The 22,676-nt window shown below is 59.5% G+C and carries 19 protein-coding genes and 1 pseudogene; 8 read left to right on the top strand and 12 right to left on the bottom strand.

Features of this window, described 5'->3' with window-relative positions; all coding sequences use genetic code 11:
- Nucleotides 1-73 precede the first annotated feature (73 nt).
- Nucleotides 74-910 (top strand): IclR family transcriptional regulator, encoded by an 837-nt coding sequence (locus tag ACA057_RS21285; RefSeq protein ID WP_059406558.1) that lies wholly within the window; start codon nucleotides 74-76, stop codon nucleotides 908-910.
- A gap of 132 nt (nucleotides 911-1,042) precedes the next feature.
- Here the strand turns inward: ACA057_RS21285 and ACA057_RS21280 are convergent, their stop codons facing one another.
- A complete protein-coding gene (locus ACA057_RS21280; protein ID WP_497342064.1) occupies nucleotides 1,043-1,795 on the bottom strand; it encodes an anti-sigma factor family protein in 753 nt (250 codons plus the stop codon).
- Entirely contained in the window at nucleotides 1,792-2,298 is a 507-nt protein-coding gene (locus tag ACA057_RS21275; protein WP_401364642.1) for an RNA polymerase sigma factor, read from the bottom strand. The genes ACA057_RS21280 and ACA057_RS21275 overlap by 4 nt, the downstream gene beginning before the upstream one ends.
- 157 nt (nucleotides 2,299-2,455) lie before the next feature.
- Here ACA057_RS21275 and ACA057_RS21270 point away from each other — a divergent pair, with 157 nt between their 5' ends.
- Nucleotides 2,456-3,541 (top strand): catalase family peroxidase, encoded by a 1,086-nt coding sequence (locus ACA057_RS21270; protein ID WP_497342062.1) that lies wholly within the window; start codon nucleotides 2,456-2,458, stop codon nucleotides 3,539-3,541.
- Nucleotides 3,538-4,083, top strand: coding sequence for a cytochrome b (locus tag ACA057_RS21265; protein WP_497342060.1), 546 nt, complete (start codon nucleotides 3,538-3,540; stop codon nucleotides 4,081-4,083). Before ACA057_RS21270 ends, ACA057_RS21265 begins: the two co-directional genes overlap by 4 nt.
- Before the next feature lie 158 nt (nucleotides 4,084-4,241).
- Here the strand turns inward: ACA057_RS21265 and ACA057_RS21260 are convergent, their stop codons facing one another.
- Nucleotides 4,242-5,444 carry an MFS transporter gene (locus ACA057_RS21260; protein ID WP_497342058.1) on the bottom strand — a complete coding sequence of 401 codons (1,203 nt, stop codon included), beginning with the start codon at nucleotides 5,442-5,444 and terminating at the stop codon, nucleotides 4,242-4,244.
- A gap of 94 nt (nucleotides 5,445-5,538) precedes the next feature.
- Between ACA057_RS21260 and ACA057_RS21255 the strand changes: the two genes are divergently transcribed.
- Nucleotides 5,539-5,985 carry a winged helix-turn-helix transcriptional regulator gene (locus tag ACA057_RS21255; RefSeq protein ID WP_497342056.1) on the top strand — a complete coding sequence of 149 codons (447 nt, stop codon included), beginning with the start codon at nucleotides 5,539-5,541 and terminating at the stop codon, nucleotides 5,983-5,985.
- 157 nt (nucleotides 5,986-6,142) lie between these two features.
- Nucleotides 6,143-7,450 carry a hypothetical protein gene (locus ACA057_RS21250; RefSeq protein ID WP_497342054.1) on the top strand — a complete coding sequence of 436 codons (1,308 nt, stop codon included), beginning with the start codon at nucleotides 6,143-6,145 and terminating at the stop codon, nucleotides 7,448-7,450.
- A gap of 46 nt (nucleotides 7,451-7,496) precedes the next feature.
- On the opposite strand, the gene ACA057_RS21245 is transcribed toward ACA057_RS21250, so the two are convergent.
- Together ACA057_RS21245 and ACA057_RS21240 are read right to left on the bottom strand one after the other, a co-directional pair.
- Nucleotides 7,497-8,648 carry a M14 family metallopeptidase gene (locus ACA057_RS21245; RefSeq protein ID WP_497342052.1) on the bottom strand — a complete coding sequence of 384 codons (1,152 nt, stop codon included), beginning with the start codon at nucleotides 8,646-8,648 and terminating at the stop codon, nucleotides 7,497-7,499.
- Nucleotides 8,649-9,130: 482 nt separating this feature from the next.
- Nucleotides 9,131-9,471, bottom strand: a pseudogene (locus tag ACA057_RS21240) (DUF6124 family protein).
- A gap of 129 nt (nucleotides 9,472-9,600) precedes the next feature.
- On the opposite strand from ACA057_RS21240, the gene ACA057_RS21235 reads away from it, so the two are divergent.
- A complete protein-coding gene (locus tag ACA057_RS21235; RefSeq protein ID WP_497342050.1) occupies nucleotides 9,601-10,248 on the top strand; it encodes a LexA family protein in 648 nt (215 codons plus the stop codon).
- 39 nt (nucleotides 10,249-10,287) lie between these two features.
- On the opposite strand, the gene ACA057_RS21230 is transcribed toward ACA057_RS21235, so the two are convergent.
- The 4 genes from ACA057_RS21230 to ACA057_RS21215 all read right to left on the bottom strand — a co-directional run bounded on the left by ACA057_RS21230 (nucleotide 10,288) and on the right by ACA057_RS21215 (nucleotide 16,043).
- Entirely contained in the window at nucleotides 10,288-12,243 is a 1,956-nt protein-coding gene (locus ACA057_RS21230; protein ID WP_497342048.1) for an acetyl/propionyl/methylcrotonyl-CoA carboxylase subunit alpha, read from the bottom strand.
- Nucleotides 12,243-13,058 carry a gamma-carboxygeranoyl-CoA hydratase gene (locus tag ACA057_RS21225; RefSeq protein ID WP_497342046.1) on the bottom strand — a complete coding sequence of 272 codons (816 nt, stop codon included), beginning with the start codon at nucleotides 13,056-13,058 and terminating at the stop codon, nucleotides 12,243-12,245. The genes ACA057_RS21230 and ACA057_RS21225 overlap by 1 nt, the downstream gene beginning before the upstream one ends.
- A 115-nt stretch (nucleotides 13,059-13,173) precedes the next feature.
- A complete protein-coding gene (locus tag ACA057_RS21220) occupies nucleotides 13,174-14,781 on the bottom strand; it encodes a carboxyl transferase domain-containing protein (protein ID WP_497342044.1) in 1,608 nt (535 codons plus the stop codon).
- Nucleotides 14,782-14,879: 98 nt separating this feature from the next.
- Nucleotides 14,880-16,043: an isovaleryl-CoA dehydrogenase gene (locus ACA057_RS21215; protein WP_123410043.1), complete on the bottom strand. Its 1,164-nt coding sequence runs from the start codon at nucleotides 16,041-16,043 to the stop codon at nucleotides 14,880-14,882.
- A 289-nt stretch (nucleotides 16,044-16,332) separates the two neighbouring features.
- On the opposite strand from ACA057_RS21215, the gene ACA057_RS21210 reads away from it, so the two are divergent.
- Nucleotides 16,333-18,030, top strand: a complete 1,698-nt coding sequence (locus ACA057_RS21210; protein ID WP_497342042.1) for an AMP-binding protein — start codon at nucleotides 16,333-16,335, stop codon at nucleotides 18,028-18,030.
- 678 nt (nucleotides 18,031-18,708) lie between these two features.
- Here the strand turns inward: ACA057_RS21210 and ACA057_RS21205 are convergent.
- From ACA057_RS21205 to ACA057_RS21195, 3 genes are all read right to left on the bottom strand, one after another.
- Nucleotides 18,709-19,608 carry a hydroxymethylglutaryl-CoA lyase gene (locus tag ACA057_RS21205; RefSeq protein ID WP_497342040.1) on the bottom strand — a complete coding sequence of 300 codons (900 nt, stop codon included), beginning with the start codon at nucleotides 19,606-19,608 and terminating at the stop codon, nucleotides 18,709-18,711.
- A 128-nt stretch (nucleotides 19,609-19,736) separates the two neighbouring features.
- Complete coding sequence (locus tag ACA057_RS21200; RefSeq protein ID WP_059406574.1) at nucleotides 19,737-20,135, bottom strand: MerR family transcriptional regulator; 399 nt, start codon at nucleotides 20,133-20,135, stop codon at nucleotides 19,737-19,739.
- A 186-nt stretch (nucleotides 20,136-20,321) separates the two neighbouring features.
- Entirely contained in the window at nucleotides 20,322-21,251 is a 930-nt protein-coding gene (locus ACA057_RS21195; protein ID WP_059406575.1) for a LysR family transcriptional regulator, read from the bottom strand.
- 187 nt (nucleotides 21,252-21,438) lie between these two features.
- Between ACA057_RS21195 and ACA057_RS21190 the strand changes: the two genes are divergently transcribed.
- Nucleotides 21,439-22,668: an acyl-CoA dehydrogenase gene (locus tag ACA057_RS21190; protein ID WP_401359322.1), complete on the top strand. Its 1,230-nt coding sequence runs from the start codon at nucleotides 21,439-21,441 to the stop codon at nucleotides 22,666-22,668.
- Nucleotides 22,669-22,676: the final 8 nt, after the last annotated feature.

Below are 22,676 nucleotides of genomic sequence, written 5' to 3'. Positions count from 1 at the left end.
AATGGCCTATTTCACTGAAGCGATGACTATTTTCAGTTTCATTCAGTGAGCAAATTAATCGTCGAGAAAACCCATGTCAGATTCCATTGAGCGGAATGAAAACAAAAATGAAGTCGGTGTCGGCGCGGTCTCAAGACTGTTTGCCGTGCTGCGCAGCCTGGGTGACACCGTCGAGGGCGGGGAGCGCGTGACGCAACTGGCCCAGCGCATCGGGTTGTCGCAACCGACCACCCACCGCCTGCTGCGCAGCCTGATGGACGAGGGGATGGTCGAGCAGGACGCGCGCAGCAAACGCTATCGCCTGAGCCTGGAGTTTTTTGCCCTGGCTGCCCGCGCCGGCAACAGCGGCAACTTGCGCGAACTGGTGCGGCCGGCGTTGCTGCGGTTGTCGGCGTCGTTGGGGGATTCATTGTTTTTGCTGGCGCGCAGTGGTTTCGATGCGATCTGCCTGGACCGCAGTGAAGGGCCGTTTCCGATTCGCACGTTTACCGGGGATATCGGTGGGCGCGTGGCGCTGGGCGTGGGGCAGGGCAGCCTGGCGATTCTGGCGTTTCTGCCGGAGGAGGAGCGCGACACGGTGATTCACTACAACTTGCCGCGGTTGAAGGATTTCCACCTGTACGACGAGGTGTTCCTGCGCTCGGAAGTCGAGAACGTGCGCAAGCTTGGCTATGCCGGACGCAACACCGGCGTGCTGCAGGGCATGGCCGGTGTGGCCGTGCCGATTCTGGACCGTGAAGGGCGTGCCGTGGCGGCGTTGAGTGTGGCGACCGTGAGTGATCGGCTGGGGCCGGATCGCTTGCCGACGGTGGTGGAAATGCTCAAGCGCGAAGCGGCGCTGATCGGACCGCGGATCAATCCGTTTGATCCGCTGTTGCGCAGGCCTTCGCAGGTGTTTGGGCAGGGTTGAACACGACTTGGAAACCTGCACAAATCCCTGTGGGAGCGGGCTTGCCCGCGATGACGGCGGCAAATCCAACATTGAGGGTGGCTGACAGTTTGCTATCGCGGGCAAGCCCGCTCCCACAGGATTGCGCTGTGATCAAAACCGCACGGTTTGCTTGAGCATCTGCGCCGCTGGCGTATCGCTCGGGCTGACCATCGCGTAGTTGTAGCCGCTCCCCGACCAGTACTCGGCTTGCAACTCGCCATCGCTGCGACTGCCCCTCGGCAACAGGAAGTTTTTCGGCCCCGGCGGGCGCACGTAGAAGCTGACCTTGTGCCCGCTTCGATCTTCGTAAACCACCATCGCCGCCGGCCCTTGCTCGGTGCTGAGCAGGCGCCCGCGGACCGGTTTGAAGCCCGCGCCAGAAAGGTCCGGCAAGCGATTGGCCTGAGTGAAATAGCGGTCCAGCCAGCCCTGCATATCGCCGTCGTCGCTGACCTTGTAATCGGCCGGCAACATCCCTTGCTGGGCAAACAGACGGTACGCCTGCATCGCGTCGGCCATCGGCAGCGCGGCACTGAGGAGGGTCATCTCCCGCGCTTGCCAGCCACTGACCCCGCCGACACTGATCGCGATCAGCAGCATGGCGGCGCTGGCCAAGTGACGGCGCGATTGGCGTTTCAGGCGGTGGCGAATCAGCGCCGGGTCGAGGTCCGGATTGGCCGGTTGCTGCAACGCACCACCGAGTGCCGCGCGCAGTTGCTGGGCGTCTTGCTGCCAGGCGCGAACCTGCGCGGCCACTTGCGCATTGCTTGCCAGAAAAGTTTCCACCAGACGTCGGTCGGCATCGCTGAGTTGATGGTCGACGTAGGCGTGCAGGTCACGCTCACTCGGGGGCATGCTGATCATTTGAGTCTCCGCAGGGAAGGGCGGGTGATTTCGCCGTCGCTGAGTTGGCGCAAGGCCTGACGGGCGCGGGACAAGCGGGACATCACGGTGCCGGTGGGGACGTCGAGAATCTCGGCGACCTCCTTGTAGCTCAAGCCTTCCACCGACACCCAGAGCAACAGGGCGCGCTGTTCGGTAGGGAGCTGATCGAAGGCCTGCAAGGTCGATTGAGCAATCACGGTGCGCTCCGCCGACGGCTGCGCATCGTCACGTCCGGTAAAGAATTCGAGCATCCGCGCATAACGTCGAGAACGCCGGTGGGCATCGAGAAACTGTCGATAAAGAATCGAAAACAACCAGGCGCGCAAATCGCCCTCGGGGCGTTTGTCACCCCAACTCGACAGCGCCCGCTCGAGGCTGGCCTGCACCAAATCGTCGGCGCTGCTGGGATTGCGCGTCAGCGATACGGCAAACCGGCGCAATCTGGGAATGATTTCTCTCAGCTGTTCGTCGATATCGTTCATGAACTTTTTTCTAGTCACTACGCTGGGACTAGGAAGACGCCCGGCACTTGAGGTTATTCCACGCCTGAAAAAATAAACACCGCACGAGGGAATAAACCCTCGTGGGGTTCGTCTGCTTGATTCTTCTCACTTGTGGCCGATGGCCCTGGAGTCATTCATGGTAGATCGTTCATCACCGCCCACCCGGCCGCCGCTGAGTACCGCAAGCTTGATAGTGCGTTTGGCCGGCATTGCCGTGGTCGTCGCCGTTGTGGCCGGGGCTTTTGCCTACGTCAACGGCACCTTTGACCCACAGCGTCTGACGCCGAAAAAGCTGATCAATGTGCTGGAAACCAACAACGGTGTGCACCCGGGGTTCCGGCGTAACCACTCCAAAGGCGTGTGCGTGATCGGGCATTTCGAGAGCAGCGGCGAGGCGCGCAGCTATTCCACTGCACAGGTATTCAACGATGCGCGGACGCCGGTGGTAGGACGTTTCGCTCTGCCGGCCGGCAATCCTTACGCGCCGGACAACAGCGTGCCGATCCGCAGCCTGGCGCTGCGTTTCACCCAGGCTAACGGCCAACAGTGGCGCACCGGGATGAACAGCATGCCGGTGTTCCCGGTGGGCACGCCCGAAGCGTTCTATCAATTGCAGCAAGCCCAATCGCCAGACCCGGCCACCGGCAAACCGAATCCGGCCGCCGTGCCCGCGTTCTTTGGTTCGCATCCGGAAGCCGCGCCGTTTCTGGCCTGGATCAAAACAGCCAAACCGTCGGCCAGTTACGTGACGGAAACCTACAACAGCGTCAATGCGTTTTACCTGGTGAACGCGTCCGGGCAGCGGCAGGCGGTGCGCTGGAGCATGGTGCCGGTGGCGCAGGATGCGGCCGGCGCAACGGCGCCTGAAGGCGGCGACTTCCTGGAGAAAGACCTGGTGCAGCGCATGTCCGCCGGACCGCTGCGTTGGCAGTTGAACATCACCCTGGCCAACCCCGGCGATCCGGTCAACGATGCGAGCAAGGCCTGGCCCGACGGACGCAAGGTCCTGAATGCCGGCACCCTGGTGCTCGAAAGCACCCAGCCGCAACTCAATGGCGAGTGCCGTGACATCAACTACGACCCACTGGTCTTGCCGGCCGGGATCGAAGGTTCCGACGACCCGTTGCTCGCGGCTCGTTCAGCCGGTTATGCCAAATCCTACTTGCGCCGCACCAGCGAAGTCAGTCAGTTGCCCGCCGCTAAACAGGAGGCTAAACAATGAGCACTCAACCGACTCATTTCGCACCACTGGCGCGGCTGCTGCACTGGCTGATGGCGCTGATGATCATTGCCATGCTGTTTATCGGCGCGGGCATGGCTGCCTCGGTGTCTGAACGCCATGAGTGGCTGATCCATCTGCACAAGCCCTTGGGCATCGCCATTCTGTTGCTGGTGATCGTGCGCCTGGGCGTGCGGTTTTCCACTCAACAACCACCGCTACCGGCGGACTTGCCGGGCTGGCAAGCGCTGGCGGCCAAGGCGTCGCATGTCTTGCTGTATGCGCTGATGTTGATTTTGCCGCTGCTGGGCTGGGCGATGATTTCGGCGGCCGGCGATCCGGTAATGCTCAGCAGCTCGCTGCAATTGCCCTCGATCGTACCGGCGAATGCGCAGGTGTTTGCATTTTTGCGCAAGGCCCATGGGTATTTGGCGTACCTGCTGTTTCTGACGGTGCTGCTGCATCTGGCGGCGGCGTTGTTTCATGGTTGGGTGCGGCGTGATGAGGTGCTGGATAGCATGTTGCGGGGGAAGGATCGCAACTGATCCCTCGCGAAAACGTGTAGCAGCTGTCGAGCCTGCGAGGCTGCGTCCGGCTGCGAAGCAGTCGTAAATCCTGCACCCAGGTTTTTCCTGACACACCGCGGTGTATGGTTTTACGACTGCTGCGCAGTCGAACGCAGGCTTCGCCAGCTGCTACATGGTCAGTGTGATGCTGCTTCCAACGGTTGGACTTTGGTGGCCAGCGTGCGCCACCAATAGAGCAATGCCACCGCGTTGATGCTCGCTCCCAGCAGGCATACGCCGATCCACCCGGCCCAGGCATACATCGCCGTTGAACCGATCGAGCCCAGGGCGCTGCCAAGCGAATAGAACAGCATGTAGCCGGCGGTGAGTCGACTTTGGGCTTCGGGGCGCACGCCATAGATCATGCTTTGGCTGGTGACGTGCACGGCCTGCAACCCCAGATCCAGCGTGATCACCCCCAGCAGCAAGGCCCACAGTGAGGACTGGGTGAGCGCGATAGGCAACCAGGAAACCAGCATCAACAACAGTGACAAACCGCTGGTCCATTGACCCCAGCCGCGATCGGCCAGATGCCCGGCGCGCGCGGCCGCCAATGCTCCGGCGGCGCCTGCCAGTCCGAATAATCCGATCTGTGTGTGGGACAACGACAACGGCGGTGCACTCAGCGGCAACACCATGGGCGTCCACAACACCATGGCGCTGGCGAAGGTCAGCAGCGCCAGGATGGCTCGCTGCCGCAATACCGATTCTTCCTTGAACAAGGTGAACACCGAGCCGATCAATGCGCTGTAACTGCTGCGGGTTTTGGCGACTTCATGCTTGGGCAGCACACGGAACAACAGCAGCGCCATCACCAGCGTCAAACCCGCCGACAAAAGATAAATCGAGCGCCAACCGGCCAGGTCAGCCATGCCGCCGGACACCGTCCGGGCCAGCAAAATGCCGACGACGATGCCACTGGTGATCACACCGACCACGCGCCCTCGTTGCGCCGGGATTGCCAACGTCGCGGCGTAGGCCACCAGCACCTGAGTCACCACCGCCAGCAACCCGGTCAACGTCATCCCGATCAGCAGCCAAGTGCTGTTCGAGGCGAACGCGATCATCAACAAGGCCAACGCTGACAGCAGGGTTTGCGTGACGATCAGACGTCGACGGTTCAGCAGATCGCCGAGCGGCACCAGCAGCAATAATCCGACGCCATAACCGACCTGAGTGAGCGTGACGACAATGCCGATGGTTGCCGGGTCCATGGCGAATGCGTCGGCCATCGCATCGAGCAAGGGCTGTGCGTAATACACGTTGCCGACGGCCAGTCCACAGGCGACAGCAAACAGCAGCACCACGCCAGTGCTGAGAATTGGATGATTGGGCTTCATTTCGAGCTCCTAATGTGGTTTCTAAATAAAACCAGTTGTACGGTAAGGAGTCCGGTTTTATATTGCAACCACATTTGTTTTCGAGGGCGTATTCATGGCCAAACGTACAAGCATGCAAGACGCCGAATGCCCGGTTGCCCGTTCACTGGATGCCATTGGCGATTGGTGGTCATTGCTGATCGTGCGCGATGCGTTTGACGGCATTCGCCGTTTTGGCGAGTTCCAACGCAGCTTGGGCATGGCGAAAAACATTCTCTCGGCGCGCCTGCGCACGCTGGTGGCCCACGGTATTTTCGATCTGGTGCCGGCCTCGGATGGCAGCGCTTATCAGGAATACGTGCTGACCGAAAAGGGCAAAGGTCTGTTCCCGTTGATCATCGGATTGCGGCAGTGGGGCGAGGCATTTTTCTACGAAGCAGGGGAGGCGCATTCACGGGTGGTTGACCGTGCTCACGGTCAGCCAGTGCGACCGTTGGAATTACGCGCCGAGGATGGGCGTTTGTTGGGCCCGGAGGACTGTGTGCGGGTTGTGGCTGAGTGAAACGTCAAAGGCCCCTTGTAGATGTAAAGGGCTCGCATACCTGTCAACTCTGACAGTTACGCATCCCGGAAAAACCACGTTCAATGCTCACAGACTGCAGTGGCTTCGGAGGAGGCCAGTCGAACAGCACTGATCGTGTCATTTCGGGAGACGAACCATGTTCGAGATTGCAGGTGTGCGAGCTGTATCCGCGCTGTTGACTGTGTCGTTGGCTGTGTTGCTGGGTGCATGTGTGCATCCAACGCCGCCTGATTCTGCTGGGCCGAAAAGTTGGGTTGTAGAGAATGTCGCGAGCAAGACAACGCAGGAGTTGTACGCAGACGTAATTGCGCCGGGAGTGTTTGAGCGGTCGAGTTCAAAGGTGATTGATGGTTATACCGTTGAAAGCGGTAACTTGCGGATGCCGGATAAGTCCGTGGGGTCATTGGTAACGGTCAGGTCGACGGATGGCAGCTTGCTCGCGGCCGTTGAAGAGCCCGGTAAAAATGGTTGGCTGGTAGTCAGCCGCACAGGGGAGAGCCGCTTTACACCTAATCCTGCTGAGGATTACTCTTTGCCGGATACACGTGTCGAAAAAACTAAACCTGTAGAGTCGAAATCATCGATAACAACAGCCCCGTATGTTATTGACATGCTGGTTGGCTTTTCTCGTTCCGCAGTCGTAGTGGGCGGTGGTGATGCGACCGCTAATGCGTTGGCATTGGTGGAAGGTATAAATCTGGCACTGCGCAATTCTCAAGTTAGTAATGTTTCGATAAAGCTGGTAGGGGTGCAAGTTATTGAGCAGAATTATCCAATCATCGGGGATACTTTAGATAAAGTGCCGGAATTATTTTCTACCGGCATTCGGGAGTTTGGACCTGATTTGGTCATTGGTGTTTTTGGAGGTCATCCCGACGACAATGCCGGAGGTTATGGCTGGATGCCGGGCAGGTTTGCTATTGGCCATAACTCTGTGGAAGTAATCCGTCACGAAGTGGGACATAACGCAGGAGGACTGCATTGTTCAGAGTGGGGTGGAGGCTTGGTTCCGTATGGTTATGGCTATGAGAACGGGAAAACCTTTACTGCACAGTGCTGGAATACAAGTCCTTATTACTCAACTCCCGCAGTTCGCGATGCTTACGGCTTACCTATAGGCGATGTAGCCACCGCCGATATGGCCCGAGTCTGGCGTGAAAATGCTGAACGGCTGTCTTCCTATTATTCAGTGGCAACGCCTACGAACTTCAAAAAAAATGGATCGACATTAACAAAAGTTACATTCGGCTGGAGTCCTTCGAGTGATGCTGTTCGGTATGACATGTACCGTACGGTACTCTCTGGTACGGAGGTAGTGAAAATAGCGGAGACCACGAACTTGACCCATACCGTGTCAGGTACCAGTGGTAGAACAATCTATTATGTTAAAGCAGTTAATGCGATAGGGAAGGAGTCTAACTTGAGTAATGGTGCTTCTCGATAATTTATTAGGTGGCATGACTTCATGAGAAGTCATGTCCCCCTTACAATTAGCGCAGCACTCCAGCCATCTTGGCAACAGTCGTCAACACATCCTTCCCCAACTGCTTCGACCGCTTCCCCGACCACCCAGTCAACGCATTCGGCGCATCATTATTGTCCTTGAACGGCATCTCCAGGGTCAGCGACAAGCAGTCGAATTTCTGCCCAACGCTGTTGCAAGCCAGCGTCATGTTGGCTTTGCCCGGCTCATCGCGGGTGTAGCCGTGCTTGGTCTGGAAATCCTTGGTCAGGTGTTTCAGGTGATCGCGAAAGTGGGTTTCGAGCTTCTCGATCCGCGGCGTATAGCCCGGGTTGCCTTCGCAACCGGCGGTGAAGACGTAGGGGATTTCTTCATCGCCGTGGATGTCGAGGAACAGGTCAACGCCGTACTTTTCCATTTGCTGCTGTACGAAAAACACTTCCGGGCTGACTTCCGGGCTGGCGCTCTGCCACGCGCGGTTCAGGTCCTGGCCCATGGCGTTGGTGCGCAGGTGACCGTGGAAGGCGCCGTCCGGGTTCATGTTCGGCACCAGGTACAGGTCGGCACTGGCCAGCAGCTTGTTCATGACTGGATCATCGTGATTTTCCAGGCGTTCGATCACGCCTTCCATGAACCACTCGGCCATGTGTTCGCCGGGGTGTTGCTGGGCAATCATCCAGACCTTGCGCTGGCCTTCCGCGCCAGTGCCTTTGCGCAGCAGCTGAACGTCACGCCCTTCAACGCTCTTGCCGGTGGCCAGCAGTTCGGTGCCGGCCTTGGTCAGCGCCTGTTCGATCAGCCAGTCGTGACGGCCACGGCTGTAGGGTTCGAAGTAGGCGAACCAGGCGTGGGTCGCCGTGGCTTCGAGGCTGAAACGCAGGCAGTCGCCTTCGAAGATGGTCGGCACCCGGAACCAGTTGACGTGGTCGTAGGACGCTACCGCCTGATAACCATCCCACGCCTTGTTGTACGAAGATTTGCTGGCATTGTTCAGACGAAACCAGTGCTCCTGACCGACATGCAGACCGCTAGCCTTGAAGTGGAACCACTGAAAGTGCGGGCTGCGCGTGTCTGGCTTGATGGCCAGCAGGGCTTGTAAAGGATTGCTGATGTCCAGCACTTCAATGTTGCCACTGTCGAAGTTGGCACTGATGTCGAAAGAGGATTTAGCCACGGTCATAGTCGATTCCTGATTATGATTTTATGGCTGCTACTTTACACGCTGGGAAGGGAAAAACCGGGGGAAATTGCGGGGTGAAAGGGGGGCGTCTTCCTTGACGCCGGCGCAGCTTAGAGGCTGTGCGATTGATTCTCAAGTGCTATTTTCCATTAGTTTGGCCCAATGATGCCGGGCATCTCTTGCCAACGGACATTCTTTTGATATCATCCGCGCCATTCGAATTTGCAGCACCTAAAGACTTCATTAGCCTGAAGGTAAAGCCAGAATAACTGGCAAAAAAAAGACCCGGCAAAAAGCCGGGTCAAAAACCGTGATTAGCCTGATGAGGAGAGAGTCCAGGAGACCGACCTAAGGTCCCTTGGACAATCGACTGATCTCGCGACCAGCTGCATGCAATAATAATCATTCTCGTTTACAAATCAAATGATTTTATCTGCGCGATTGGGAAATTCTTTCCCGTCCTCCTCGTAAATACCTCCGTTTCACCCGTTCTGATGGCCCTCCAGGGATCGATCCACCATCGCCTTGGCCATGTCGATCATGTGCACGGTCGAAAACGCCAGATCCCGAGGTGCGCCTTGCAGGTTGTTGGCTGACTCGAACGCTGTCGCGGCGGCACAACGCAGCAGATCCGACGCATGGACCAACGCTCTTCGCAGCTGATGTTGCGGTTCACATCAAAGAAACGCTCCTCGACCACCTCTTCTGAAACAGCTGGTTTCAAGTAATAGTCCAGCGCGCGCTGCGCGGCGGCAGAGCCTTGAGGGGAAGTGAGGCTGGTGTCGATTTGCAGGTCAGGCAGGTCATTGCTGGGGATATTCATGGCGAGGGCAAGCTCCGTGTTAGATTCAGATCCGTGAACCAATGCTAGTACGAAGTGTATTTGTGACGAGAATTTAAATACTACAAGTTGTGTTTTGATGGCCGGAGGCGCCCACGTATCGTGCCGCACATGGATAAATGGATTGAATTGGTCAAGGCCAAGATGAGTGAACTCAAAGTCACTCAAGAGATACTCGCTGACCGCCTCGGGATGTCCCAGGGCGGCGTCGGCCACTGGCTGAATAAACGTCGCGAGCCCGGCATCGACAACATGAATCGCGTGTTGAAAGCGCTCGGAATGGACTTTCTCGAAGTCGCGCTGGTGATCCGCGAGCCACTCGTCCCGGACGCTGACGAGATGCCGCTGGCGCACAAGTACAACCCGTACTTCCGCTACCCGGTCAGTGACTGGCGGGAACCGGCCCAGGCGCGCGAAGGTGAGCTGACGGTGTACCACAAGGAACGCTATGAGCTGACCGATTACCACGCCCAGGGCCCGGCCTTCTGGCTGAGTGTGGTGGGTGATGCGATGACCGCGCCCAGCGGCATCAGTATCGCCGAGGGCATGATGATCCTGGTGGACCCGGCCATTGTGCCGGAACCCGGAAAACTGGTGATCGCGCAGTGGCCGGACAGCGCCGAGGCGACCTTTCGCAAGCTGATCGAAGAGGGCGGGCAGCGTTACCTGGTCCCGCTCAATCCGACGTATCCGAAAGCCCTGTTCACCGAAGAGTGCCGAATCATCGGCGTGGTGGTTCAGGCGACAGCCAAGTTCTAATCAGATCGGTCCTCGCAAGGCGTAGGACCGATCTTCATTTCAGGCTTCTTCCAACTCGACCAGCGCGCTGCCTTCGCTGACCATCTCGCCTTCCTGGCAATACAACGCCTTGATCACGCCAGCGTGTGGCGCACGAATGCTGTGTTCCATTTTCATCGCTTCCAGCACCACCAACTGTGCACCGGCTTCGACCGTTTGCCCGGCCTCAACCAACACCCGCACGATGCTGCCGTTCATGGGCGCGGTAAGCCCGCCTTGATGGCTATGACTGGCTTCGACTGCACTGATCGGGTCATAAGACTCGATGCGGCGCAATTCGCCTTCCCATTGCAGGTACACGAAATCACCACGGCGGATTGCCCGATGCTGGCGGCGTACGCCGTCGTGCTCGGTCAGCAATTGTTCGCCCTTGAGCTGTGCCGTGTGCGCATCGGACGCGCCCAGGGTCAGCGCCCGGTCTTGCCCTTCGCAGCTCAAGTGCAGAGTGATTTCTGTCGGCAGGCCCGCGCGGAAACCGTTGCTGTTGGCCCAGGGCGAACTCAGGTCATCGGCGCGGGTTGAACGCGGCTGGCTCTGGGCAAACGCCTGTGCCGCCGCTTGCCAGAACTCATCGCTGAGGTCGGTTGGCGCTGGCAGCAGTTGCTCCTGATAACGCGGGATGAAGCCAGTATCCAGTTCGGCGGCGGCAAACGCCGGGTGGCCGATGATTCGGCGCAGGAAGTTGATGTTGGTCTTGAGCCCGCCAATCGCAAACTCGTCGAGCATGCTCAGCAGCCGCAAACGCGCCTGTTCACGGTCCTCGCCCCAGGCAATCAGCTTGCCGAGCATCGGATCGTAGAATGGCGAGATCTCATCGCCTTCCTCGACGCCACTGTCGACACGCCGCCCCGGACCTTCGGCGGATTCACGGTACAACTCCAGGCGCCCGGTGGCTGGCAGGAAATCATGGCTTGGGTCTTCGGCATACAACCGCACTTCAATCGCATGACCCACCAGCGGAACCTCGGCCTGGGTCATCGGCAGCGCTTCGCCACGGGCGACGCGAATCTGCCAGGCGACCAGGTCGAGGCCGGTGATGGCTTCGGTGACCGGGTGTTCGACTTGCAGGCGCGTGTTCATTTCCATGAAGAAGAACTCGCCGCGCGAGTCCAGCAAAAATTCCACGGTGCCGGCGCCGACGTAACCGATGGCTTGTGCCGAGCGCACGGCGGCTTCGCCCATGGCGCGACGCAGTTCCGGGCTCAGGCCGGGAGCCGGTGCTTCTTCGACGACTTTCTGGTGCCGACGCTGAATCGAGCAGTCGCGTTCGTTGAGGTACAGGCAGTTGCCGAGTTGATCGGCGAACACCTGGATTTCCACGTGGCGCGGCTTGAGCAGGTATTTCTCGACCAGCATTCGCGAATCGCCGAACGAGGATTGTGCTTCACGCTGGGCCGAGGCCAGCGCTTCGGCCAGTTGGCTGACGTCTTCGACCACTTTCATGCCTTTGCCGCCACCACCCGCCGTGGCTTTGAGCAGCACCGGATAACCGATGCGTTCGCAGGCATCGCGGAAGGTGTCGAGGTCTTGCGCTTCACCGTGATAGCCGGGCACCAGTGGCACGCCGGCGGTTTCCATCAAGGCTTTGGCGGCGGATTTGCTGCCCATGGCGTCGATGGCCGAGGCGGGCGGGCCGAGGAAAATCAGGCCCGCTTCTTCGATGGCGCGGGCGAACCCGGCGTTCTCGGAAAGAAAACCATACCCCGGATGAATCGCCTGGGCGCCGCTGGCCTTGGCGGCGGCGATCAGTTTGTCGATTTGCAGGTAGCTGTCGGCGGCTTTGCTGCCACCGAGGTCGACGCGGATATCCGCTTCGCGGCTGTGCCGGGCGTCACGGTCGGTGGCGCTGTGCACGGCCACGGTGGTCAGGCCCAGGGCCTTGGCGGTGCGCATCACGCGGCAAGCGATTTCGCCACGGTTGGCCACCAGCAGAGAGGTAATGACAGGTGCGCTCATCAACGCGGCTCCTTGGTGGTGGTTGCGGCTTGCCAGCTCGGCGGACGTTTTTGCAGAAAGGCCCGCAGACCTTCCTGGCCTTCTGGGCTGACGCGAATTCGGGCGATCGCGTTTTCGGTGTAGCGCCGCAGGGCCGGGGTCAGCGCACCGTTGCCGACTTCGCGCAGCAAGTCCTTGCTGACGCGCATGGCCGCCGGGCTGTTGAGCAGCAGGTTGTCGATCCACTGTTCGACGTTCTGTTCCAGTTCAGTGGCCGGATAACTCTCCGACAACAGGCCGATTTCCCGTGCCCGTTGCCCGCCGAAACGTTCGGCGGTCAGCGCATAACGACGTGCCGCACGCTCGCCGATGGCTTGCACCACGAACGGGCTGATCACCGCCGGGGCCAGGCCAATGCGCACTTCCGACAGGCAGAACTGCGCGTCATCGGCACCGATGGCCATGTCGCAGCAACTGATCAGGCCCAACGCGCCGCCGAATGCCGCACCTTGCACAACGGCCAGGGTCGGGACTTTCAGCTTGGCGAGGTTGTACATCAACTCCGCCAGTTCCCGCGCGTCGTCGAGGTTGGTGTGGTAATCGAGTTCGGCCGATTGCTGCATCCAGGCCAGATCGGCGCCGGCGCTGAAGTGCTTGCCGCGGCCACGCACTAACAGGAAACGCAGGCTGGCATCGCTCGACACCTTGTCCAGGGCGAGGATCAGTTCGCGGATCATTTCGGCGTTGAACGCGTTGTTCTTTTCTTCACGGCTGAGCCACAGGGTCGCAAAACCCCGTGGGTCTGTCAGCAGTTCGAGGGTGTTGAAGTCGCTCATATGTATCCGTCTCCACAACTCTTGTGGGAGCGGGCTTGCTCGCGAAGAACGATAACGCGGTGCATCAGATAAACCGCGGTGAACCCTTCGCGAGCAAGCCCGCTCCCACAGAAAATCACATCCGGAACACGCCGAAGCGGCTCGGTTCGATTGGCGCGTTCAGCGACGCCGACAAGGCCAGGGCCAATACATCGCGGGTCTGCGCCGGGTCGATGACACCGTCGTCCCACAAGCGAGCGCTGGAATAATACGGATGACCCTGTTCTTCGTACTGGTCGAGGATCGGTTGCTTGATCTCGGCTTCCTGCTCGGCGCTGAAACCCTGGCCACTGCGTTCGGCCTGTTCCCGCTTGACCTGCACCAGCACGCCGGCGGCTTGTTCGGCACCCATTACGCCGATCCGCGCGTTCGGCCACATCCACAGGAAGCGTGGATCGTAGGCCCGCCCACACATGCCGTAGTTACCGGCGCCGAAACTGCCGCCGATGATCACAGTGAATTTCGGCACCTTGGCGCAGGCCACGGCGGTCACCAGTTTCGCGCCGTGCTTGGCGATGCCACCGGCCTCGTATTTCTGGCCGACCATGAAGCCGGTGATGTTTTGCAGGAACAGCAACGGGATGCCACGCTGACAGGCCAGCTCGATGAAGTGCGCACCTTTCTGCGCGGCTTCGGCGAAGAGGATGCCGTTGTTGGCGAGGATCGCGATCGGGTAGCCGTGCAAGTAGGCAAAGCCACACACCAGCGTCGTCCCGAACAGCGCCTTGAACTCGTCGAACACCGAACCGTCAACCAATCGTGAAATCACTTCGCGCACGTCGAACGGCTGCTTGGCGTCTGCCGAGACAACGCCGTACAACTCGTCGCTGCTATAAAGCGGCGCGATCGGCGTGCGCTGCTGCACTTCGCCGAGCTTGCGCCAGTTGAGGTTGGCGATGCTGCGTCGGGCAATGGCCAAGGCGTGTTCGTCGCTCTCGGCATAATGGTCGGCGACCCCGGAAATCTTGCAGTGCACATCGGCACCGCCCAGGTCTTCGGCGCTGACCACTTCACCGGTGGCGGCTTTCACCAGCGGCGGGCCGGCGAGGAAAATCGTCGCTTGCTCGCGCACCATGATCGCTTCGTCGGCCATGGCCGGCACATAAGCACCGCCGGCCGTGCACGAACCCATGACCACCGCGATCTGCGGAATGCCCAGGGCGCTCATGTTGGCCTGGTTGAAGAAGATTCGGCCGAAGTGTTCGCGGTCCGGGAACACTTCATCCTGACGCGGCAGGTTGGCGCCGCCCGAGTCCACCAGATAGATGCACGGCAGGCGGTTTTGCTGGGCGATGGTCTGGGCGCGCAGGTGTTTTTTCACGGTCAGCGGGTAGTACGAGCCACCTTTCACGGTGGCATCGTTGGCGACGATCATGCATTCGACGCCTTCCACGCGGCCGATCCCGGCAATCACGCCCGCGGCCGGAACGTCTTCGCCGTACACCTCGTAGGCCGCCAGTTGGCTGATCTCAAGAAACGGTGAGCCCGGATCGAGCAGACGATTGATTCGCTCACGGGGCAGCAATTTGCCCCGGGAAGTGTGGCGTTCTTGAGCCTTCGGGCCGCCACCTTGCTGCACTTGGGCGAGCAGGGTGTGCAGGGCGTCGACCTGTTTGAGCATCGCCGCGCTGTTGGCGGCGAACTCCGCCGAACGGGGGTTGAGCTGGGTATGCAGGATAGCCATAGGCTTACTCCGTAAGCAGCTTTAAGCGGCAAGCTTCAAGCTGCAAGAAAACTGTTTTTACTTGTCGCTTGAAGCTTGCGGCTTGCAGCTGACGAAATTCATTTTGTCTCGTTGAACAGTTCGCGACCGATCAGCATGCGACGGATCTCGCTGGTACCGGCGCCGATTTCGTACAGCTTGGCGTCACGCAGCAGACGACCGGCCGGGAATTCGTTGATGTAGCCGTTGCCACCGAGAATCTGGATCGCGTCGAGGGCCATTTGCGTGGCACGTTCGGCGCTGTAGAGGATCACCCCGGCGGCGTCTTTGCGTGTGGTTTCGCCGCGTTCGCAGGCCTGGGCCACTGCATACAGGTAGGCGCGGCTGGCGTTGAGTTGGGTGTACATGTCGGCGACTTTGCCCTGGATCAGCTGGAATTCGCCGATGCTTTGGCCGAACTGCTTGCGGTCGTGAATGTAGGGAACGATCAGGTCCATGCACGACTGCATGATCCCGGTCGGGCCGCCGGACAGCACGACGCGTTCGTAATCGAGGCCGCTCATCAGCACTTTCACGCCGCCATTGAGCACGCCTAGGATGTTTTCTTCCGGCACTTCCACGTCGTCGAAAAACAACTCGCAAGTATTCGAGCCGCGCATGCCGAGCTTGTCGAATTTGTTGCTGCGGCTGAAGCCTTTGGAATCACGTTCAACGATGAACGCGGTAATGCCGTGAGGGCCTTTTTCCAGGTCGGTCTTGGCGTAGATTACGTAGGTGTTGGCGTCCGGGCCGTTGGTGATCCAGGTCTTGCTGCCATTAAGGACGTAGTGATCGCCGCGTTTGTCGGCGCGCAGCTTCATCGACACCACATCGGAACCGGCATTCGGTTCGCTCATGGCCAGGGCGCCGATGTGCTCGCCGCTGATCAGCTTCGGCAGGTATTTGGTTTTCTGTTCGTGATTGCCGTTGCGGTTGATCTGGTTGACGCAGAGGTTGGAGTGCGCGCCGTAGGACAGGGCGACCGACGCCGAGCCACGGCTGATTTCTTCCATGATTACCACGTGCGCCAGGTAACCCAGGCCAGCGCCGCCGTATTCTTCCGGCACGGTCACGCCGAGCAGGCCCATGTCGCCGAATTTGCGCCACAGGTCGGCGGGGAACAGGTTGTCGATGTCGATCTGAGCGGCGCGTGGGGCGATCTCTTTGGCGACGAAGGACTGAACCTGATCGCGCAGCATGTCGATGGTTTCACCGAGGGCGAAGTTCAGGGATGGGTAGCTCATGGGGCACCTTTTGGCTTTTTTGTAGGGCGGGGAGGGCAGTGATTTGTCTCTCACCTTTACGTTAACGTAAGCCTGTGACGAATGGCTGTCAATCACCCTTTACGTTAACGTCAACTTGAGCGAGAGTAGAGCCAGTTCATAAGGTGAGCCAACCCTGTGGGAGCGGGCTTGCTCGCGAAAGCGGTTTGTCATTCAGCATTGATGTCGACTGATCCGGCGCTTTCGCGAGCAAGCCCGCTCCCACAAGGGGTCGCCGTAATACCCACTAATAAAGACAATAGGGGTCGTCATGGATCAACCCAGTGCAAGCTCGCAGCGCAGCTATACCCGTGGTTCCCAGGAAAAATCGCTGCTGGCGATGACCATCGGTCAGGCATTCGATAACACCGTCGCGCAGTACCCGAACGGGGAGGCGCTGGTCGTGCGTCATCAACAGTTGCGCTATACGTGGCAGCAACTGTCCGCAGCCGTGGACTTGTACGCCCGGGCGCTGCTGGCGCTGGGTTTGCAGGCCGGTGATCGTCTGGGAATCTGGGCACCGAACTGTGCCCAATGGTGCATCAGCCAGTTCGCCAGCGCGAAAATCGGCGTGATTCTGGTCAACATCAACCCGGCCTATCGCAGCTCCGAACTTGAATACGTATTGAAGCAATCCGGCTGCCAATGGCTGGTCTGCGCCGGTGCCTTCAAGACGTCCGACTACCACGCCATGCTGCAAGGCCTGGTGCCCGAACTGGCAGAGCAATCCATCGGCAAGTTGCAGTGCGAGCGCCTGCCGGAGCTGCGCGGGGTTATCAGCCTGGATGCGCAACCACCTTCGGGTTTCCTGCCGTGGTCGCAACTGGCCGATCTGGCTAATGGCATCTCGGTTGAACGCTTGCACGAACGCCAGGACAGCCTGCATTTCGACCAGGCGGTGAACATCCAGTACACCTCGGGCACCACCGGTTTCCCCAAGGGCGCGACCCTCAGCCACTACAACATTCTCAACAACGGTTACATGGTCGGCGAAAGCCTTGGCCTGACCGCCGAAGATCGGTTGGTGATTCCGGTGCCGCTGTATCACTGCTTCGGCATGGTCATGGGCAACCTCGGTTGCATCACCCACGGCAGTACCATGATTTACCCCAATGATGCGTTCGATCCGCTGCTGACCCTGAGCACCGTCGCCGAAGAAAAAGCCACCGCGCTCTACGGCGTACCGACCATGTTCATCGCCCTGCTCGATCAGCCCAAGCGCGCCGAATTCGACCTGTCGAGCCTGCGCACCGGGATCATGGCCGGAGCGACCTGTCCGATCGAGGTCATGCGCCGGGTCATCAGTGAAATGCACATGAGCGAAGTGCAGATTGCCTACGGCATGACGGAAACAAGTCCGGTGTCGTTGCAGACCGGTCCGTCAGACGAGCTGGAATTGCGCGTCACCACCGTCGGCCGCACTCAGCCGCAACTGGAAAGCAAAATCATCGACGAAGCGGGCAATCTCGTGCCGCGCGGCACCATCGGTGAGCTGTGCACCCGTGGCTACAGCGTGATGCTCGGCTACTGGAACAATCCGCAAGGGACGGCGGAAGCCATCGACCAGGCGGGCTGGATGCACACCGGTGACCTGGCTAGCATGAATGACGAGGGCTACGTGTGCATTGCCGGACGGAACAAGGACATGATCATCCGCGGCGGTGAGAATATTTACCCGCGCGAGCTGGAAGAGTTCTTCTTTACCCACCCGGCGGTGGCGGACGTGCAGGTGATCGGCATTCCGTGTTCGCGTTATGGCGAAGAGATTGTCGCCTGGATCAAATTCCACCCGGGCCACAGCGCTACCGAGCAGGAACTGCAAGCCTGGTGCAAGGAGCGCATCGCGCACTTCAAGACACCGCGTCACTTCAAATTCGTCGAGGAATTCCCGATGACCGTGACCGGCAAGATCCAGAAGTTCCGGATGCGCGAGATCAGTATCGAGGAATTGCGCGCACTGCAAGGCTGACGAATAACCCTGTGGGAGCGGGCTTGCCCGCGATGATGGCAGCACAGCCGATACAGTTGTCGGCTGACCCACAGCCATCGCGGGCAAGCCCGATCCCACAGGGACAGTGCAAATCTCAAATGCCAGACAGCACAAAGGGGAGCCGAAGCTCCCCTTTAATTTTGTCGTTGCGCGTGCTCTTTTTTTATTATTGAGGGGCGGTCTGTTTTTGTTTTTAGCAACCGTGACCCTTTACCGCTGTTTTTATCGATCCCCATCCGGGATCAAGAGCAAACGTATTTTTTTGAGCGCTGATCTACTTTTTCGCTAAGCGATCCAACCAGTTCGGGAGCTACCTGAAGGTAGTTTTATTGTTCTCTGCCCGGTTGCGGGTTACTTCGAAAAGCACCCTGAAAAGCACATCCTCTCCAAAAAAATCTGTTAGCTGCGTCTCTGCCGTGTTGTTTTTGTTATGTCAGAGTCGTTACGTCTTATTTTTATTAGGTTTGCCGCTTTTTTTGTTCTTGTTATGCATTAGAGATAGCAGAAGCCGTGCCAACTTTTAAAAATCCTTTAAAATCAACGTCTTGAGTTTTATTGGGGTTTTTCGGTCGGCCAAACGCCGACAATTTGTTTCCGTGTTACTCGCTTTCGCCCACGTTCTTGTGGGGGCGGTAACACCCGGACACATCCGCGCGCTCACTGTGCGCTGCGAGCCTTGGCCACGCGCGAACCGGTAGGGCGTCCCAGCACGTTGCAAATCTGTTGGCCGGCCAAAATCAACGCGTCCAGGTCGGTTCCGGTGTGGATGCCCAGGCCATTGAGCAGGTAAACCACGTCTTCGGTGGCGACGTTACCGCTGGCGCCCTTGGCGTAGGGGCAGCCGCCGAGGCCGGCGATGGAACTGTCGAACACCGCGATGCCTTCGAGCAGGCTGGCGTAGATGTTGGCCATGGCCTGGCCGTAGGTGTCGTGGAAATGCCCGGCCAGTTTCTCCCGAGGCACCTCGGCGGAGACCACGTCGAACATCTTGCGGGTTGCGCCGGCGGTACCGGTACCGATGGTGTCGCCGAGGGACACTTCGTAGCAGCCCATGGCGTAGAGCTCGCGGGCGACCCGGGCGACTTGTTCCGGTGCGACGTTACCTTCGTAGGGGCAGCCGAGCACACACGAAACGTAGCCGCGCACGCTGACGCCATGCTGTTTGGCGGCATCCATGATCGGCACGAAACGCTCCAGGCTTTCGCTGATCGAGCAATTGATGTTGCGCTGGGAAAACGCTTCGGACGCCGCCGCAAACACCGCGACTTCCTTGACTCCGGCAGCGATCGCGTCTTCAAACCCGCGCAAGTTGGGGGCGAGTGCGCCATAGGTCACGCCCGGCTTGCGCTGGATCTGCGCGAAGACTTCGGCGGAACCGGCCATCTGCGGCACCCACTTGGGCGAAACGAAACTGCCGACTTCTATATAGCCCAGGCCGGCGGCGGTCAGTGCGTCGACCAGTTGCACCTTGTCCGCAACGCTGATGGGTTGGGCTTCGTTCTGCAGACCGTCGCGGGGACCGACTTCGACCAGGCGTACGTGAGTGGGTAGGGACATGGGAATCGACCTGTTGAAGTTGTATGAATGTCACAGAACCCCTGTAGGAGCCGAGCTTGCTCGCGAAAGCGGTAGTCTTTCAACATCGATGTCGGCTGACCCGACGCTTTCGCGAGCAAGCTCAGCTCCTACACGAGCTGCTGGCTTTTGATCGTCTGCTCCAACGCCTGGACGCAGCGCTCCTGCGCGGTGTCCAGCTCCAGCTTCATCTGCTCGATGTCGAGCATCTGTTGCTCCAGCTGTTCGCGACGTTCGGCGATTTTGGTCAGCATGGTTTGCAGCTGTTTCTGGTTGCCGCCGGTCGGGTCGTAGAGTTCGATCAGCTCGCGGCATTCGGCCAGCGAAAAGCCGATGCGCTTGCCCCGCAAAATCAGCTTCAGGCTGACCTTGTCGCGGGGTGTATAGATACGTTCCTGGCCACGGCGCTCGGGGCTGAGCAAGCCTTGCTCTTCATAAAAGCGGATGGCCCGGGTGGTGATGTCGAGTTCGCGGGCGAGGTCGGAAATGCTATAGGTCTGGCTGCTCATGGAAGCGCTCGAATAAGGTCATGGCGCTAAGCTAATGGCAGGTTGACGTTTACGTCAAGGGGCAGGGGTTTGTGGTGCCGCTGACGGCCCCTTCGCGGGCAAGCCTCGCTCCTACAGGTTTGTGTCGTTCACATCTTGTGTAGGAGCGAGGCTTGCCCGCGAAGAACGATAACTCGGTAACAAGCCCTACACCTTATCGAGCTTCTTCTCATGCGCCGTCACCTGCTGGCACAACTCGATCATCTGCTCGCGCATCCAGCGGTTGGCCGGGTCCTGGTCGGTGCTTTCGTGCCAGTAAAGGTGGGTTTCCACCGGCGGCACATCATTGACCGGCAGATTAAACGCGTGCAGCTCATGGCGACGGGCAAAGCGCTCCGGCACGGTCATGACCATGTCGGTCTGCTGCAACACTTGCGAGGCCATCAGGTAATGCTGGGAACGCAAGGCAATCTTGCGCTGAATCCCCATCTTGCCCAGCGCCAGATCGACATGCCCCAAACCACTGCGGCGGCTGGAAATGTGAATGTGCGTCAGCGACAAATAATCATCGAGGGTGAATTTTTCCTTGCCCGCCAGCGGATGGCCCTTGCGCATGGCACACACGTAACGGTCTTCCATCAACTTGACGTGGCGCACCTGCGGGTCGGTGTTGAGCGGCGCATCCACGGCGAAGTCGAGTCGCCCGGCCGCCAGTTCCTTGGTGGTCTCGCGGCGCTTCGACAGGAAGCTCTCAATAATCACCGTCGGCGCCAGGCGACGCAGGCGCTGGAACAACGGCGGCAGGATCACCGCTTCGGTGAGGTCGGTCATGCTGATGCGGTAGGTCTTGACCGCCTGCAACGGGTTGAAAATACGGCTTTCCTGCACCGACACCCGCAGCAGGGAGAGGGCGTTGCGCACCGGCCCGATAATATTCTGCGCCATCGGCGTGGGGACCATGCCCTGTGCCGTGCGCACGAACAACGGATCGTTGAAGGTCTCACGCAAACGGGCCAGAGCGTTCGAAACCGCCGGTTGAGTAATGCCGACAATCTGCCCGGCGCGAGTCAGGTTGGCTTCGGTGTAGATCGCGTCGAAGACGATGAAAAGGTTGAGGTCGACCTTGCTCAGATTCATTGCGCTGCACTCTTATTGTTGGGGCGTTTTGATAGGGCCGGGGGCCTTGGCAATCACCCGATCATATATCGGTGATGAATGTTAATACACGCCGAGAATAGGCTAGGTAAATTTTCGTAGCTGTTCTAGCATCGATTCCATGACCTGAACAACCCCTCTCAACCCCCGTTAAAAGGTAGAGCTGCCCATGGATTTCGCTTATTCGCCCAAGGTGCAAGAACTGCGTGAGCGCGTGACCGCGTTCATGGACACCTACGTCTATCCCGCCGAAGCCGTGTTCGAGCGCCAGGTCGCCGAGGGCGATCGCTGGCAGCCGACGGCCATCATGGAGGAGCTCAAACTCAAGGCCAAGGCGGAAGGCCTGTGGAATTTGTTTCTGCCTGAGTCGGAACTCGGCGCCGGCCTGACCAACCTCGAATACGCACCCCTGGCGGAAATCATGGGGCGTTCGCTGCTCGGCCCTGAGCCGTTCAACTGCTCCGCGCCAGACACCGGCAACATGGAAGTGTTGGTGCGTTACGCCAACGAAGAACAGAAACAACGCTGGCTCGAACCCTTGTTGCGCGGCGAGATCCGCTCGGCGTTCGCCATGACCGAACCGGACGTCGCGTCCTCCGACGCCACCAACATGGCCGCCCGCGCCGTACGCGATGGCGACGAGTGGGTGATCAATGGCAAAAAATGGTGGACCTCAGGCGCCTGCGATCCGCGCTGCAAAATCCTGATCTTCATGGGCCTGAGCAATCCCGACGCGCCGCGCCATGCCCAGCACTCGATGATTCTGGTGCCGGTGGATGCCCCGGGCGTGAAGATCGTGCGTCCGCTGCCGGTGTTCGGTTACGACGACGCGCCGCACGGTCACGCCGAAGTGCTGTTTGAAAATGTCCGGGTGCCGTACGAAAACGTCCTGTTGGGCGAAGGACGCGGCTTCGAAATCGCTCAAGGTCGCCTAGGCCCTGGCCGGATTCACCACTGCATGCGTTCGATCGGCATGGCGGAACGTGCGCTGGAGCTGATGTGCAAACGTGCGGTGAACCGTACGGCGTTCGGCAAACCGCTGGCTCGCCTGGGTGGCAACATCGACAAAATTGCCGACTCGCGGATGGAGATCGACATGGCGCGCCTGCTGACATTGAAAGCGGCCTACATGATGGACACCGTCGGTAACAAGATTGCCAAGAGCGAAATTGCGCAGATCAAGGTGGTCGCACCGAACGTCGCTTTGCGGGTGATCGACCGGGCGATCCAGATTCATGGCGGGGCCGGGGTGTCCAACGATTTCCCGCTGGCCTACATGTATGCCATGCAACGCACCCTGCGCCTGGCCGACGGCCCGGACGAAGTGCACCGCGCGGCGATCGGCAAGTTCGAGATCGGCAAGTACGTGCCTAAAGAGATGATGCGTAGCGGGCAGTAACAGACACC

The organism is Pseudomonas sp. LBUM1661, from assembly GCF_059695925.1.
This window is presented reverse-complemented; position numbering and strand designations above follow the sequence as displayed.